The organism is Rickettsia endosymbiont of Proechinophthirus fluctus (assembly GCF_001602635.1).
Classification (GTDB): Bacteria; Pseudomonadota; Alphaproteobacteria; order Rickettsiales; family Rickettsiaceae; genus Rickettsia; species Rickettsia rickettsii.
Map to the genome: position 1 here is coordinate 159,281 of NZ_LECS01000004.1, position 15,935 is coordinate 175,215.

Sequence of the window (15,935 nt, forward strand, 5' to 3'; positions counted from 1 at the left end):
AGCCGTTTTAAATTGCTTACTACATAGGGCAAGTGAGAATGTTAGAATTATGTTGTTTGGGGTATCACTAATTGCTTTTAGTTTTGCGGTTAATATTGATTGCTGGTTTTTGTTAATTTTTTTATTGGAAATGCTGTTATAAAAAGCCATGTGTTCACAGCCATCATATATTGATGAATAGAAAGGAACTAAGGTATTTGTTTTATTACATCTAACGTCTTATAAGAAATTTCATATGGATTAGTTAACATTTCTAGAATGTATTGTATATATTCTACCGGCACATATTGTATTAAGTCATTAGCTTTATCACATTTGCCTTGTATTTTATAATTAGACCATAAATGATAGGCTGCTGTTGGATGTGTAGGTAGAAGCACAAAAGCATGTTCATAACATTTAGTGGACATGTCATAGCTCCCGGTTTCTTCATAAACACACCCTGTTCTATTAATACCACTGGGCTAAAACCTGATTTTCAGTGTGAGTATTTAACGAAAAAATAGATTCTTCAAGTAAAGCTTTTATCCCTTCAAAATTTTTATTTTCCATTAATAAATCAGAGAATTGACCTGACAAATCTAAGCTGGATTTTATATACGGTACTAGTGCTTGGGTAATTGTAAGCTTAGATTCCGGTTCAATAAGCTTTAGTATGGGGAGTAGATATTCTGCACATTGGCTATATTGTTCAATTTCTTTTGCAAAGTAATTAAAATATAGATTTATTGCTGCAATGATACATTTAAATATCTCTTTAGCAGCTTCATTGTGTCTATTTAATATACTACATTGAAAGGCAAGACTCATTATTTGAATTTTGGTTAGCGTATCAGGTGGTATAGAAATGATTTTATCCGGCATCCATTTTATGAGTTTACCATCTAATTGATATTCAAAAAAGCCTGGTCTCTGTATTATTGCATAATTTTTCAACAATGCATGATTTGTATAACTTTCATATGGATAATTAGGCATTAATTTATGTATTAGTGAATGCTTAATTTCTGTAACTTTCTTGCTACTTACTATATTTGTCCAAATATATAATGCATTACTTCTATAGTGGCACCAACAGTTGGTATAGATGAAAAGTTTTTATCCATTTCTACTACATCAAGACCGGAAAAGTTTTTTCTAAAATTTCTTATGTTACTTTCTGATAATATATTGAGGGTGTTATAAACCGTGATAATATCAAGCTTAAAAGTAATTGAAGGCTCTGCATTGTTCATGAATATAATTTAGTATTAGTTGGGCTTAAGAACTGCTACAATGTGATAGGAAAGGTTTAAAATTTTACATAGAATTTTTATTAAAACTTACAGTGTATGAACTTTTTATTACTGGATTCCTGCTTCTAGCTAGGAATGACATCGAGAGGCTCAATTAACTCACAAAGCAATTCTTTCTAAGTAATGTCTATTCAAACCCAAATCCAGTAAAATATTTATGAAAATATCCGGTATCATGACCTATCATTTTAACTTTATCATAATAATAAGGTGATTCAGATTCACTATAATATAGTTGTGCCGTCATCCATATAGTAAATAGAATAAGATGGAAGGCCATAAGGTCTAAAAAAAGTGTCTTTACTTATAACTTTAGGAGCTTTATCGGATTTTTGTATATTTTCTGATTTCAGCATATTAATTTTATTAATAAATGATTGTTTTATTAATATATAATTTTTATATATTATCACAAGAATAATTATAATAGCTATCTATAGAACCTAGAAATTCAGATTTATCAATTGCAGTATTATATTCATAAGGATATTCTAAATATTTTTGCAATTTTAAAGTATTTTTTTGACACAATGGGTAATTATTTGATTGTTCGTGCTTTGATAAATTGCAATATTTTCTCAAGAATTTCTTATCTTGAACATTATTAAAAGCTTTGATTTTTGAATATCTGTCTTGTTGTTGTTCTTGTAAAAAATAATCTTCATAGTCCTTATAATTCTTTGGAAGATTTAATATAAATCTAGCATATTGTTCTAACTGAAAGTTAGTTAACCAAGTAAATATAGAATATAAATTTGCTCTATATAGTCCGAAGAAAAAATAACAGCAACTTCTGATCGCTTTATCTCTTCTCTTTGCTCTCTCAATAACGTTATTAGATAATATAAATAACTCTTTATTAAAATGTTTTTTATTTTCTTGAGTTTGAATGATTATATCAAACAGCTCAGTTTCTAATTCATCTGAGGTAAATAATTGTTTGTATTTTGTATTTATTAAGTCATGGACCAAAAGCTATAGATTCAAGTTTTTAAATATTGAATTAATTTATGTACAACTTTAGATTAAATTTAAGAGCAGCATTTTATATGAAAAATTGACATGAGTCAAGAGATATTAAATTAATGGTTTAAAAATATGTGTCACCTCGTGATTTATTCACAGAATCCAGTTAAAAATACTAATAATATTAGTATTTTTAGTTGTTTTCTGGATACTGTGGTCAAGCCACGGTATGACACTGAAGTGTTTTTCAAAAGCCATACTAAATTGATTACTAAAATTTTTCACATAACCTAATGACAAAAATAAAATATGAATATATTATTTAATTTTAGAATAATTTAAATAATATATATTCAATGAGTGCAGATACTAATGTTAGCGACGGTTTAGAAGTCATTACGCAAGATCATTTATCGATTTTTTCTTTAATAAGCTCCTCCGACATTATCGGTAAGTCAGTTATGCTGATGTTGCTTATTGCCTCTATTTGGTCATGGGCTATTATTTTGGATAAAATATTTAAGCTAGTACAAGTGCAGAAAAGCATGCGGGCATTTGAAAATGTGTTTTGGTCCGGTGGAGTATTAGAGCAATTATATGAAAGCATAAAGAGGTCGGTTAATAATCCGCTAGCTTTAATTTTTGTCTCAGCTATGGATGAGTGTAAAAGCTTAAGCACTAAAGAGCTTTCTGAAGGCTTAAAAAACAACCATAAAGAGCGTATAACGGCTGCAATGTACTTAGCTCACAATAGGGCAGTCGAAAAGCTTGAGAAAAATTTAAGCTTCTTGGCAACTGTTGGATCAAGTGCTCCTTTCGTAGGTTTATTCGGTACCGTTTGGGGGATTATGCACAGCTTCCAATCGATTGCTACTTCAAAAAATACTTCTCTTGCTGTAGTAGCTCCCGGAATTGCTGAGGCGTTACTTGCAACTGCGATAGGCTTATTTGCAGCTATTCCGGCAGTAATTTTTTATAATTATCTGATTTCCCGTATTACTCTTATCAATAATAAGATTGAAGATTTTATTAGTAAGTTAAACTCTATACTTTCTAAGGCAATTGATCAGGAGAAAATGTAATGGCTATAAAGCTTGCCGGAAGTAATAGAAAAAGTAAAAGAGCGGTAGTTAGCGAAATTAACGTTACGCCGCTTGTTGACGTGATGCTTGTGCTATTAATTATTTTTATGATTACTTCTCCAATGCTTGTGTCAGGAGTAAACGTGGATTTGCCTGAGACAAATTCAAGCCCGATTTCAGGTCAGGATGAGCCTTTGGTTGTTACTATCAATAATAAAGGCAAAATTTTCTTACTTGAAAGTCCAATAGAAAGAATGCATTTAACCGACAAGCTTGCAAATATCACTAAAGAAAAAAAGGATGTTAGAATTTTTGTAAGAGGTGATAGAAATGTTTCTTATGGGCAGGTAGTAGAGATAGTTACCGAAATTCATGCTGCCGGCTTTTCGCGTGTAGCTCTTATTTCAAATATTAAAAATAATGAAAAGTAATCAAAATAAGGATAATTTTACGGTTTTCCTTAGCTTCTCTATTGTTTTGCACTTACTTCTTTTATATTTTTTTCTATTCGGTATGCCATCACTTGTTGAAAAATTACCGGAAGAGCAAACTATAACTTTTGAAATGTTACCTGTTAGCGATAAATCAAATATTATCACTCAGACAAAGCAAAAAGAAGCCCCTATAGAAAACGAAGATGCTAAAAAATCTGAGCAAAGTAAGCCAAAAGAAGAGCTGCAAGATTTGTCTAAAGAAGAAAAAGCAAAAGAGCCTGAGGCTAAAACAATGGAAGCAAAGCCTAAAATAGAAGAGAAAAAACCTATAGGAGAACCAAAGTCTGAAGAAGCAAAAGAAGCGTTACCTGAGAAGAAAGAAGAAGTAAAGGAAGAAACACTTAAAGAAGAAGAAAAAAAACAAGCAGAAGAAAAGAAGAAGCCTGAAGAAAAGAAAGAGGAAACGAAACCGGCTGAGAAACCTAAAGATGTGAAGAAAAAAGAGCCTAAAACCGATGAGCTTGATTCTTTGCTGAAGCATTTAGAGCAATCTTCAGAAGGGGATAATGTAAAATCCAATAAGCATCAAAGGTCAAAAAAAGCTGATAATGCACAAGAAGTTCAGGGGGTTTATACGGATGGGCTGCCTCTTTCCGATAGTGACACATCTTTGATAAAAAGACAGATTGAAAGACATTGGAGTAATGTACCGGCAGGAGTTAGAGGTAATAATAAGGTAAAAGTCATTATTAGTATTACGCTAGATAAAGCAGGTAATGTTGAGCAGGCAAAGGTTAACAAAAAAATCTGTCCTAATATTCCGGCTAGTGTTTGTGAAGCTTTGGCAGATAATGCAATTAGAGCGGTATGGCAAGCAAGCCCTATCGAAAACCTTGACTCTGCACGCTTTAACCATTGGAAAGAGATTAATTTTAGCTTTGATCCAAGTAAATTGTAGGTTGGGCATTGCCTGCGTGGATACCACCCCGTCATTACGAGCAGTTGTAGACTGCATGGCAATCTTATGAAATAATAACAAACTCCTGAGATTGCTTCATCAATTATTTCATAATTTCCTCGCAATGACTATTTTCGAACCACGTAGGCAAGCCTTTCGCAGTAATGACATTAAGAAGCATGCAATAATTAAAAAATATTATTAATCATGTTCGTGGTGATCACCGATTAATTCAAGCCCCATATCTTGTGGCTCATTATTGAAACAACAGTAGCAGCAATAACCAAACAAGAATAAATAAAGGTTGCTTCCATTAAAAATAGGGTCAAAGCAGCATTACTAGAGCTTGCTAACTCATATTCTGAAGGTAATAAATCTGTAGGGATGTCTTTGTTCATAAAACTTAGTTATTATGTTTACTATTTGTAAATAAAAAAACTCTATAACTTTGTCTATTAAAATTATATTTATTTCACAAAGTTTTAAGAGCAGGATAAGTAAATAATAATACATGGCATAAATTTAGACCGAAATGAACTATCACAGAGCATAATATTTTGCCTGTTTTATAATTATGCATAACCATAGCAAAAACCTCATATAGTGCTTAAAGCTATATATTCTGCCTTGAAAATATGTAATCCCAAATATTAAAGATGCTATAATAACAGCTAAAATCTGCTGTTTTGGTCAAAGATTTTGTAATGTTCTTTTAAAAAAACCCTCGCAAGAATATTTCCTAAGCCATACAGACGAAAAAGAAATATTGTTGTAATGAGAAAAATGTAGGTGATAGTTAAGAATGACATATAAACCTTTGTAAAAAACTATTTTTAATATATAGTGATTTTTTAGCATTAAAAATAGAAAATTTATTAAATATAGAGATTTTTAATAAATAATAATTGGATTTTAAAAAGAAAATATAAAAGATAATCATCAAAAAAAACAATAAAATAATATATATATATATATATATAATGGGACAATTGTATGAAAGATATAGAATTTTGGGAAAAAAATTTTGAAAGCTGTAAATATTCAGATCAATTAATCGAAAGGCTTTTATTTTTAAATACCCAAGTCAAACAACCTATCGATATTAGAGAAGTTCAAAAAGGTATTTATTATGCTCGTAAATATCATGGTGAGCAAATGCGTCAATCAGGTGACCCTTATTATTCTCATCCAATCGCAGTAACGATTATGGTAGCGGAATTTGTAGCAAAAGAAGTGCCTAAACTCTTTACTTTTAGAATGCTACAAGCTGCATTACTGCATGACACTATTGAAGATACTCAACTTACTGAAGAAATAATTAGCAATATTTTTGATGAAGAAGTAGCAAGGCATGTAGCAGGTCTAACTAGAATTAAACCTTGGGGCAAAATAAGTAGTGAGAAAAGTCTTATTTTATTAATTAAACAAAAAAGATACGATACTGCTCTTATAAAACTTTTTGATAGAATACATAATTTACAAACTTTGGAAGCAAAATCGCCCGAAAAAGCTCATAAAATAATTAAAGAGACATTAAAAAGCTTTTTAGTGTTAAGTGAAATACTTGAAATACCTTCAGTTTCAGAGCTTATATATGCTGAATGTTATAAAAATAATTTAAAATTTAATATAAATTCTACTGTTAATAAAATTATAAATTTCGATTCGTTTCCATTTGCTCAAAATAAGTTACTCCCATAAAAAAAGTTATACCTACCGGAATGAAAATTAAAAATAATCCCCAATATCCTAGAGAATTGGTAATATAAACTAAACCAAATGACGTTATAATATAAGTAAATAATTTTGCTATTGCACTTAGCATACTAGTATATGTAAATCTCTTAAAAACCGGAAAATATTTATAAAATATAGGAGCTGCTGGTACGTGATCAAATACGAATAATGCAGCTAAACATTGAAAAATAAAAATATATAAAGGAGTAGGGTTATAATTTAACATTATAGGAAAAAAAATGAGAGAGGTAAAAAATAGATATAATTTTACCTTTAGGATTTTTAAAGGATGGATTTTATAGCTAATAAATGCAAGACCGATAATACCGAGTAAATCTATTATAGATACCCAAAAATTTTGATTTATAATTTGATTTGGAGTAAATCCACATTCTCTTTTTAATATATCACCGCAATATATATATACGAAATAAAAACACGGTGGCCTAGCACACTGGATAAAGAAATACCAAATAGAAGTGGTGTTTGGAACTTTTTGATCTAGAATATCTTTGTCAATTTCTTCAAGCATAATATTATTTTCTTGAAGTCTTAGTTTTAATTTGTTTCTTTTATTTGAAAATGCCTCTGCTTCTTTTAAACTAGTCCTTGCAATAGTACCTACAAAAGCGATAGTTGCACCAACGAAAAAGGCTATACGCCAACTTGACTCATGGTGATAAATATTTTGATTAGTAAAAATTGATGCAATACCTAGTGCTACCGTAGTGCCTACGGCAGAAAATATGGTTATAATTGTTACTAATGGATATTGTATAGGAGGAGATGAATTTTCGGTTAAGTACAGCTCTGCACCTCGTGCTTCTGCAGTTGCTGACATACCTTGAATTATACGACATATAGTAAGAACCCAAGAGGCTGTTATACCTATCTGGGCATATGTTGGCATGCTGCCTATAATCACACAAGTAATAGCCATTAATAGGGTAGTTAAAACAACTACAATCTTACGTCCAAAATGATCGCCTATATACCCAAATATTAATGCTCCTATAGGTCTTAGCAAATAGGTAGAACAGAAAGAAAAGGCAGTAAGCAACGAAAAAGTGAAAGGATCATATTCTGGAAAAAATAAATTATTTAAAAGCACCGCCATATGCACATAAAGCATAAGGTCAAAATACTCTAGAAATGTACCTATAGAAAGTAATCCAACTGCTTGTTTTTGTTCTGTATTTAAACTTCGTTGTTCTTTTTCGTAGCCTAACATAATCTTTGTATATTAATTAGATTACAAAATAGGCTATACTGCTTTTGATTCAAAGTCAATAAAGGATTAAGAATTTTTAATAAATATTGTAAATATTTAGGTTTTGTAAAGTTATCTAACTTAAAATTTTCAAATTATCTATTTTTCTCTGAAAGCTTTAAATGCAGTATCAGTAACGGGATCAAGTAAATATCTAAGTAGTGTTCTAGTACCTGTTACGATTTGTACCTCAGCTTGCATACCGGAGTGTAATTCAAGATTTTTAACTTTAGCAACTTTGTTAAATTCATCCATATCGATTTCAACTCTTGCAACATAATAATTATCTTGCTGTTGTCCCGGATGCTGTCTTTCATCTTGTACGATATCAGGAGATATGCTTACTACTTTACCGGTAAATGTTGGAGTTGTTCTTGATTTAAATGCACTGAAACGTATTTTTGCAACTAATCCCTCATGTACTGAGTCAATGTTTTTTTGAGATACCTTTGCTTCTATTATTAATGGGTCATTAGTTGGCGAAATTTCCATAATAGGTTGTCCGTGACTTATAACACCGCCTATTGTATGATATTTTAAATTATTAACTATACCGTCAACAGGTGATCTGATTATCACACGATTAAGCGAATCCGTCAGGGCATTATATTTTTCTTTAAGAGATGCGGTTTGTACTTGAGCTTCACGAAGCTCTGTTAAAGTCCGTTCAGTGTATTTATTTTGTTGATTTATAATTTTAATTTGAGTTTCGGTAATAGCATGGCGTATTCCTGCTATTTCGGCTTCAGTTGTTGCAACATCGCTTTTTGAAGCGGCAACTTTTGCCTCTTGGTCTAATAAGGCTGCTTTTTGTACAAAGCCTTTTTCTTTTAAGGTTCTTAAAGCTTTTAAACGGTCTTGATAAACTTCAGCAGTTTTGGAGGCGGCAACTTTTTTTGCTTCTAAACCTTCAATTTTTTTCTCAAGTTGAGCAATATTTTGATGTAATGCATCTTTCTCTGAGTTATATACTTCTTTTCTAGATCTAAATAAATTTTCCTGCGTATGAATTATTTTAGCTACTTCCGGTAAATTGATATCCTGCATTAGAAAATCAGAGAATTCGATTTGTTCTAAATTATCACGTTCGGCAATTAAACGATTTTCAGTTGCTAAAAAATTACGGTACTGACCAAGAATATTTTCATGTTCGCTTTTTATTCTAGTTTCTTCAAGCTCTATTAATTTATCGCCTTCTTTGACTTTATCACCTTGCTTCACATAAATAGCATTGATTATTCCGCCTTCATGATGTTGAATCGTTTTTTTATTTGTGCTTGGCATTACGATACCGACAGCTACAGCACCACTATCAAGCGGAGCAAGAGCCGACCATAATCCACCTATTAATACTAAAAAGATCATAACATAAATACCGAAAAGTATAGGTGATCTTGCAGCTTGGGCTACGTGATTACGATCTTTATCGGTTTTCTTGGTAATAAAATTAATAAACCTATCAAGTTTTACTAATAAGAATTCTATAGCATGAGAGGTTTTCTTTAATGTAGTATTTATTAAAGCTTTACGTTTGGAACTTTGACCTTTAAGATTTAACGCATCTTCTCTTAAGGACAATAATTGTTTTAATTGTTCCGGAGTAATTTGAGGTTTATTGTGTTTTAAGTCCTGCATAATATTTAATCATTATTATATTTAGTCAGTATTGTTTGTATTTTCCGTCATTGCGAGGACATGATGTAGTAATTGACAAAGCAATCTCGATAGAATTCATGAGATTGCCACGCTCACTAAAGTTTCCTCACAATGATGATTTGGAAGCCATGCGACAATGTCAATCAAGTCACGATATGACACTTTAGTTATTAATATGAATTGTATCGCTTTTTAAAGTTTTAAAGTGTTTTTGAATCTCTTCTGCCGTTCCGTAAACTGCAACGGCTCCATCCTGTAATATTAGAATTTTATCAACAACGGATAATACGGATGGTCTATGTGAAATTACAAGAACTGCTATTCCTTTAAGTTTTGCTTGTTTTAAGGCACTTGCAAGGGCAACTTCACCTGCCTCATCTAAATTAGCATTAGGCTCATCTAAAATGATGAGTTTTGGATTACCGTAAAAAGCTCTAGCAAGCCCGATACGCTGTCTTTGACCACCTGATAGATTAGAGCCTGCAGGACCGATATCAGAATCATAACCGTCAGGGAATCTTAATATCATTTCATGAGCTCCGGCTATTTTAGCTGCTTCAATAACTTTTTGCGGATCGGCATCTTCTTCCATTCTAGCTATATTTTGTTTAATACTACCGCTAAAAAGTTCTATTCCTTGAGGAAGATAGCCGACATGTCTACCGAAATCTTCTCTATTCCAACGATAAATTTCAGCACTATCTAAACGTACGGAACCTGATGATTCTTTCCATACCCCGACTATGATTTTAGCTAAAGTTGATTTTCCTGTAGCCGAAGGACCGATAATTGCTAAAACTTCACCCGGTTGTACTGCAAAACTAACGCCTTTTAAGATATATTTCGGTACGGGAGGTTGCGGTAAATATTGCGGTATAGGGTGAGCATAATAAATATTTTCAACAGTAAGATGACCATCAACGTTCGGAATTGGCATCGTTTCGTCTCTAGAAGAATAAGTGTTAAATAAATTATTAATGTTTTTGTATGATTTAATAGCACCGCTCATACTTTTCCATAAATCAATAGCATTATCGAAAGGAGCAAGAGCTCTACCGACTATGATAGAACTCATAATCATATTACCGGGAGTCATATCTGCACTGTGAGATTTTACAACAATGTAAGCACCGACTCCGGTAACAGCCATTTGCATTATATTACGGATAAACCTTGAAAAGTTAGAAATAACACCGTTACGATAGCTAGCAACCGATTGCTTATCAAGTGCTAATATGTTAAATTTATGCCAATTTTTTGTAACATTCTTCATCATTCCCATTGCTTCAATTGCTTCTGCATTTCTGTTTGCAATATCGGCTTGTGTCATACCTTTTATCGAAAATTCAGTAGCTTCACCAAGTGTTTTATTAGTAGCTGCAGCGTTAAAGAAAGCGGTTGAAACTATTATAATTGCACCAAAAACGGTAATAAGACCGATATATGGATGAATTGAAAAAATAACCGCAATATAGATAAGGCTCCAAGGGGCATCGAATAAAGTATTAATTCCGGTACTTGTTAGGAATGTTTTGACGGCTTGAAAATCACGTAATAATTGGCTAGAACCCATATTTGCTCGTGTTGCAGCTGCAGAAATTGAAGAAGCAAAAATTACAGGAGCTACTGTTCTATCAAGCCATTCTCCTACCTTTATAAGTGTAAAAGAACGAGCAATTTGTAATAATCCGTAAACAAAATAAATATATGCGATTATTATTGATAAAAATAATAATGTTTGTAGATTACCGCTTCCAAGGACTCTATCAAGAACTTGTAGTGAGTAAAGAGGAGTAATTAACATTAGTAAGTTGATTACAAAAGCAAACCAAAAGACTATCCAAAAAGCTGTTCTACATTCGCCTAATGCTATTACTAGTGGGTTGTTTTTATTTAGATTATTATTTTTATTATCCATATTTTATATTATAAATAATTATTAATTAATTCTTCAGCAATTTGAACACTGTTTAAAGCTGCTCCTTTACGTAAGTTATCACATGTGATCCATAGATTTATCGTATTATCTCTACTTACGTCATTTCTAATTCGGGAGACATATACGGCATCTTCGCCTACCACTTCAACGGGTGAGATATACGCAAGGTAATTATTATTAGAAATTGTAACAATTCCATCGGCATCTTGTAATATTGCTTCGACTTCTTTGGCATCAATTTTGTCGTTAAATTCTATGTTAACCGATATAGAATGACCGATAAATACTGGTACTCTAACAGAAGTAACGCTAGCTTTAAAGTGATTACCTATAATTTTGTTTAGTTCAGAAGCAATTTTTGCTTCTTCACTTGTATAGCCATCTTTATTTAAATCACCTATATGAGGAAAAAGATTAAATGCAATCTGTTTTGGAAATTTCTTAGGATCATTCTCTCCAAAAACATATTTAGATTTTGTTTGGTTGTAGAGTTCGTCCATTCCTGCTTTACCTGCTCCTGATACTGATTGATAAGTAGATATCACTACTCTTTTAATCTTTATTTCATTATCTAGCGGTTTTAATGCTACTGCAAGCGGAATGACAATACAGTTAGGGTTAGCTATGATATTTTTAGTATTAAACTCTTTAAGTGTTGATAAATTAACCTCAGGTACAATTAACGGCACTTGATTATCAACTCTAAAAAGTGAGGATTTGTCGATAACTACACAATTACTAGCAGTAGCTTTTGGTATAAATTCTTTTGACACTTCTGAACCTACACAAAAAAAAGCAATATCGATATCGTCAAAATGTAAACTTTTTAAACTATTAATTTGTAGTATTTTTTCTCCAAAGCTTACTTCTCGCCCTAGAGAGCTATCTGAAGCTATAGCATAAACTTTATTAATGGGGAAATTACGCTCAGCTAGAATATTTAGAGTTTCACGCCCTACATTTCCTGTAGCTCCGATTACTGCAATATTATATTTTTTAGTCATTATTTATTAATCCGATGAGTTTTTCACCTCCGATAATATGGAAATGGAAATGAAAAATAGTTTGTCCTGATTTCTCGCCTTTATTAGTTATTAAACGATAACCGTCTTTATCTAAACCCGCTTCATTTGCTATATCAGAAAGTTTAGCAAAAAAATGTTTTATTTCGTCTATAGAAGCTTTAGAGATGAAATCGGCATAATCTATATATTCGTTTTTAGGTATAACGATAATATGTACAGGTGCTACGGGTGCTATATCTTTGAATGCTAAAATTTGTTCGTCTTCATAAATTATTTCTGCCGGAAGATTTTTACCTATGATTTTTGCAAAAACATTTTCTTTGTTATACATCATTTTATTCCTGTTAAAAGCTTTATTGTATGGCTTAATTTTCCGTCATTGCAAGTAAAAAATGTAAGCTTTGACAAAGCAATTCAGTAAGAAATGCTCATTTTAGCATTTCTTTAATTTTTTTCTGGATTGCCGTGCAGTGTGCAGTCTACGACTGCTTGCAATGACGATTTAATATTTATGAAACCACGTTGCTGTTAAACAAGCATACTACGTTTTAGAAATTTTAATTCAGCTTCAATTCTAGAGTTGGCAATTATTATATCTTCGAGTCGGTAATTATTTCTTTTTAAATAAGTTTCTCTAATATCTGAAGCAAAAAAGCCGAAGCCTAATATTAAGACTATCTTAAATATAAACTTTAACTCTTCGAATATAAACTTTAACTCTTCGATATTAATCGCCGTAACGATTATATTCGCTATTACGGCAATAGCAACAATTAACCACATTTTATGGTATAATGCCCAAAATATACTTAAAAGACCGCTATCCATGAAAAGCCTTCTGCAATAATAATAAAATTATTATTTTTTTGTGTGGAGTTAATGTATATTGCGTATATATTCATTATTTAAGTTTAAGCCTTGAAAATTCAAGGGACAATAATTAATTAAATTAGATTAGTCAAGTATACTCGTTTAATTTGGAAAATTGGCTACGTCGTTTTGGTAAGTCCTCGGATGCTCACGTATTAATATACGCTCTGCTCCTCGGCTTACAGACTCCTTGCTCTTTTCCAAATTAAACTGCGTCTATTCGTCTACTTAACAGTAATTATAATAGTACTTAATTAACAACTTAATATCAATAAATTTTATATTATGTCAGATTATATTATGTCAGATAATTTATCCTTACACGGTACAACAATACTTTGTTTAAAAAAGAACGAAGAAATAATTATAGCAGCAGATGGACAAGTCTCGTATGGTAATACCGTACTAAAATCTACAGCACGAAAACTTCGGACTATAGCAAATAATAAAATTATTGCCGGTTTTGCGGGTTCTACGGCTGACGGTCTTGCGTTATTTGAAAAGCTTGCAGTAAAGATAGAGCAACATAAGCATAATTTACTTAGAAGTGCAGTTGAGCTTGCAAAAGATTGGCGTAGCGATAAATATTTGAGACGTTTGGAAGCAATGATGATTGTTGCTGATCGTAGTCATATATTAATTTTAACCGGTAACGGTGATGTCGTAGAGCCTGAAAATAATGTTGCAGCAATAGGTTCAGGAGGTTTATTTGCGCTATCTGCCGCTCGCGCTCTAATGTCTTACGAGAATAATTTAACTGCTGAAGAAATTGCTTTAAAATCTATGAATATAGCTGCAGATTTGTGTGTATTTTCTAATCATAATATTATAATGGAAAAAGTTGTATGAAAGCTACTAAAACTACTTATAAAAAAGACCCTATGGGGCTTACCCCTTCTCAAATAGTGAATGAACTTAATAGATTTATCGTAGGTCAAGAAAAGGCCAAAAAAGCTGTTGCTATTGCACTTAGAAATCGTTGTCGTCGTAAAAGAGTAGAAGGTAATTTACGTAATGAAATAGTACCGAAAAATATTTTAATGATTGGTTCAACCGGTGTTGGGAAAACAGAAATAGCAAGACGCCTTGCAACGCTGACTAATTCTCCTTTCTATAAAATTGAAGCAACTAAATTTACCGAAGTCGGATATGTAGGGCGTGATGTAGAATCAATAATTCGTGATTTAGTTGAAATAGCCGTGAATACTGAAAAAACTTTAGCAAAAACGAAAGTAGATATTCATGCTCGTGAAAAAGCGATCGAAAGAATATTAGATAGTTTAGTAGGTAAAACTTCTAGTAGTGAGACTAGAGAAAAGTTCAAAGAAAAAATTTTAAACGGCGAACTTGATGATACGGAAATTGAAATTAGCGTAGCTGATACTACACCTGTCGGCGGTGGAAGTTTTGAAATACCAGGTATGCCGGGAGCATCTATGGGCGTTCTTAATCTTGGCGATATGATTGGACGAGCCCTTGGCAGTAGTAAGACTAAAACAAAAAAAATGCTAGTTAAAGATGCTATGGCTATTATTATACCTGAAGAATCAGAAAAATTAATAGACCAAGAAAAAATTATTCAGCAAGCTATAAATTTAGCTGAAAATGACGGTATAGTTTTTATTGACGAAATTGATAAAATAGCTTCAACTGGTAGTTCCAGAGCAAAAAATGCCGAAATAAGTAGAGAGGGAGTGCAAAGAGATTTGCTACCTTTGATAGAGGGCACGACGGTTAATACTAAATATGGACCGGTTAAAACCGATCATATATTATTTATTGCTTCCGGTGCTTTTCATATTGCTAAACCTTCTGATTTATTACCGGAGTTACAAGGAAGGTTACCGATTAGAGTAGAATTAAATTCGCTTACCAAAGATGATATGATTAAAATATTGCTTGAGCCTGAAACTAGTTTAATAAAACAATATTCGGCGTTAATAGGTACTGAAGACGTACGTCTTGAATTCGCTGCTTCTGCTATTGAGAAGATAGCGGATTATGCGATCACCGTTAATTTAGAAGTCGAGGATATAGGGGCTAGAAGGCTGCATACTATACTTGAGAATTTGCTTGAGGATATAAGCTTTGAAGCTAGCGAAATGAAAGGCAAAAAAATAACTATCGATGATAAATTCGTAGAAAATCAATTATCAAAAATAATAACTAATCTTGACTTAGCTAAGTTTGTTCTATAATACGTTTTTCAATCAATGGTTAAGGCAAGATTGTTATTTTTCATCATTACGAGGCAATTACGTCAGTAATTGACGAAGCAATCTCAGGAGTTTGTTATTATTTCATGAGATTGCCACGCAGCCTATGTCTGTTCGCAATGACGATTTAGTAGTATCCATGCAATAACATCTACAACCTAGCAAAATAGTATTTTAAGAAAAATTTCATGATAAGGTATATAGCAAGTCTAACGTGTTAAAGCAGTGTTATCTTCTATAGGGCTTGCACTACATACTAAAAAGATTTTAATAAATTTAGTTCTGGCAGATTTAGTAAAAGAAGGAAGCCACTTCGATCTTGTGATTGCTTGTGCGATACTTAGTGCAATGAATATGTTATCTGAACTTGAAATTGCAGAATGTTTGATAATAGGAGAGCTATCATTAGACGGTTTAAGCTTACAGGTAAGTTGCAGCGATTGGGGCTTCTGTTAGAGGTAAAGGTCTTATTTGTTCAAGTAAAAAC

Annotated in this window: 17 protein-coding genes and 2 pseudogenes; 7 read left to right on the forward strand and 12 right to left on the reverse strand. The window is 32.0% G+C overall.

What is annotated here, in order from left to right; all coding sequences use genetic code 11:
• Nucleotides 1-188 precede the first annotated feature (188 nt).
• From BG75_RS02650 to BG75_RS08970, 4 genes are all read right to left on the reverse strand, one after another.
• Complete coding sequence (locus BG75_RS02650; RefSeq protein WP_062811350.1) at nucleotides 189-410, reverse strand: hypothetical protein; 222 nt, start codon at nucleotides 408-410, stop codon at nucleotides 189-191.
• Between the two features lie 40 nt (nucleotides 411-450).
• A complete protein-coding gene (locus BG75_RS02655; RefSeq protein WP_252903596.1) occupies nucleotides 451-978 on the reverse strand; it encodes a hypothetical protein in 528 nt (175 codons plus the stop codon).
• A gap of 50 nt (nucleotides 979-1,028) precedes the next feature.
• Nucleotides 1,029-1,235 (reverse strand): hypothetical protein, encoded by a 207-nt coding sequence (locus BG75_RS09580; protein ID WP_252903597.1) that lies wholly within the window; start codon nucleotides 1,233-1,235, stop codon nucleotides 1,029-1,031.
• A gap of 459 nt (nucleotides 1,236-1,694) precedes the next feature.
• Nucleotides 1,695-2,267: a hypothetical protein gene (locus BG75_RS08970; protein WP_217284899.1), complete on the reverse strand. Its 573-nt coding sequence runs from the start codon at nucleotides 2,265-2,267 to the stop codon at nucleotides 1,695-1,697.
• A gap of 350 nt (nucleotides 2,268-2,617) precedes the next feature.
• On the opposite strand from BG75_RS08970, the gene tolQ reads away from it, so the two are divergent.
• Genes tolQ through BG75_RS02685 form a run of 3 tightly spaced genes read left to right on the forward strand, consistent with a single transcriptional unit; the run spans nucleotide 2,618 to nucleotide 4,735 of the window.
• Nucleotides 2,618-3,343: a protein TolQ gene (gene tolQ / locus BG75_RS02675; RefSeq protein WP_062811352.1), complete on the forward strand. Its 726-nt coding sequence runs from the start codon at nucleotides 2,618-2,620 to the stop codon at nucleotides 3,341-3,343.
• Nucleotides 3,343-3,774, forward strand: coding sequence for a protein TolR (gene tolR, locus BG75_RS02680; protein ID WP_062811353.1), 432 nt, complete (start codon nucleotides 3,343-3,345; stop codon nucleotides 3,772-3,774). Before tolQ ends, tolR begins: the two co-directional genes overlap by 1 nt.
• Nucleotides 3,764-4,735, forward strand: a complete 972-nt coding sequence (locus BG75_RS02685; RefSeq protein ID WP_062811354.1) for a hypothetical protein — start codon at nucleotides 3,764-3,766, stop codon at nucleotides 4,733-4,735. Before tolR ends, BG75_RS02685 begins: the two co-directional genes overlap by 11 nt.
• A 201-nt stretch (nucleotides 4,736-4,936) precedes the next feature.
• Here BG75_RS02685 and BG75_RS07150 read toward each other — a convergent pair.
• Nucleotides 4,937-5,133 (reverse strand): annotated as a pseudogene (locus BG75_RS07150) (hypothetical protein).
• 595 nt (nucleotides 5,134-5,728) lie between these two features.
• Between BG75_RS07150 and BG75_RS02690 the strand changes: the two are divergent.
• Nucleotides 5,729-6,436 (forward strand): HD domain-containing protein, encoded by a 708-nt coding sequence (locus BG75_RS02690; RefSeq protein WP_062811355.1) that lies wholly within the window; start codon nucleotides 5,729-5,731, stop codon nucleotides 6,434-6,436.
• On the opposite strand, the gene BG75_RS02695 is transcribed toward BG75_RS02690, so the two are convergent.
• The 7 genes and pseudogenes from BG75_RS02695 to BG75_RS07160 all read right to left on the reverse strand — a co-directional run bounded on the left by BG75_RS02695 (nucleotide 6,387) and on the right by BG75_RS07160 (nucleotide 13,436).
• A complete protein-coding gene (locus BG75_RS02695) occupies nucleotides 6,387-7,703 on the reverse strand; it encodes an MFS transporter (protein ID WP_062811356.1) in 1,317 nt (438 codons plus the stop codon). The genes BG75_RS02690 and BG75_RS02695 overlap by 50 nt on opposite strands.
• A 138-nt stretch (nucleotides 7,704-7,841) precedes the next feature.
• Complete coding sequence (locus tag BG75_RS02700; RefSeq protein ID WP_062811357.1) at nucleotides 7,842-9,377, reverse strand: HlyD family type I secretion periplasmic adaptor subunit; 1,536 nt, start codon at nucleotides 9,375-9,377, stop codon at nucleotides 7,842-7,844.
• Between the two features lie 184 nt (nucleotides 9,378-9,561).
• Nucleotides 9,562-11,316 carry a type I secretion system permease/ATPase gene (locus BG75_RS02705; RefSeq protein WP_062811358.1) on the reverse strand — a complete coding sequence of 585 codons (1,755 nt, stop codon included), beginning with the start codon at nucleotides 11,314-11,316 and terminating at the stop codon, nucleotides 9,562-9,564.
• A gap of 8 nt (nucleotides 11,317-11,324) precedes the next feature.
• The gene (gene asd / locus BG75_RS02710) at nucleotides 11,325-12,341 is read right to left on the reverse strand and encodes an aspartate-semialdehyde dehydrogenase (protein WP_062811359.1); all 1,017 of its coding nucleotides are present in this window, start codon (nucleotides 12,339-12,341) and stop codon (nucleotides 11,325-11,327) included.
• Nucleotides 12,334-12,693 (reverse strand): HIT domain-containing protein, encoded by a 360-nt coding sequence (locus BG75_RS02715; protein WP_012150637.1) that lies wholly within the window; start codon nucleotides 12,691-12,693, stop codon nucleotides 12,334-12,336. Before BG75_RS02715 ends, asd begins: the two co-directional genes overlap by 8 nt.
• Nucleotides 12,694-12,890: 197 nt before the next feature.
• A pseudogene (locus BG75_RS02720) lies at nucleotides 12,891-13,264 on the reverse strand (hypothetical protein).
• A gap of 70 nt (nucleotides 13,265-13,334) precedes the next feature.
• Nucleotides 13,335-13,436 (reverse strand): palindromic element RPE5 domain-containing protein, encoded by a 102-nt coding sequence (locus BG75_RS07160; protein ID WP_014410558.1) that lies wholly within the window; start codon nucleotides 13,434-13,436, stop codon nucleotides 13,335-13,337.
• Between the two features lie 96 nt (nucleotides 13,437-13,532).
• Here BG75_RS07160 and hslV point away from each other — a divergent pair, with 96 nt between their 5' ends.
• The 3 genes from hslV (at nucleotide 13,533) to BG75_RS09585 (ending at nucleotide 15,904) form a co-directional block, all read left to right on the forward strand.
• Nucleotides 13,533-14,081: an ATP-dependent protease subunit HslV gene (gene hslV / locus BG75_RS02725; protein ID WP_062811867.1), complete on the forward strand. Its 549-nt coding sequence runs from the start codon at nucleotides 13,533-13,535 to the stop codon at nucleotides 14,079-14,081.
• Entirely contained in the window at nucleotides 14,078-15,430 is a 1,353-nt protein-coding gene (hslU, locus tag BG75_RS02730) for an ATP-dependent protease ATPase subunit HslU (protein WP_012150639.1), read from the forward strand. The genes hslV and hslU overlap by 4 nt, the downstream gene beginning before the upstream one ends.
• Nucleotides 15,431-15,673: 243 nt before the next feature.
• On the forward strand, nucleotides 15,674-15,904 hold the full coding sequence (locus BG75_RS09585; protein ID WP_252903599.1) for a magnesium chelatase domain-containing protein: 231 nt from the start codon (nucleotides 15,674-15,676) through the stop codon (nucleotides 15,902-15,904).
• Nucleotides 15,905-15,935: the final 31 nt, after the last annotated feature.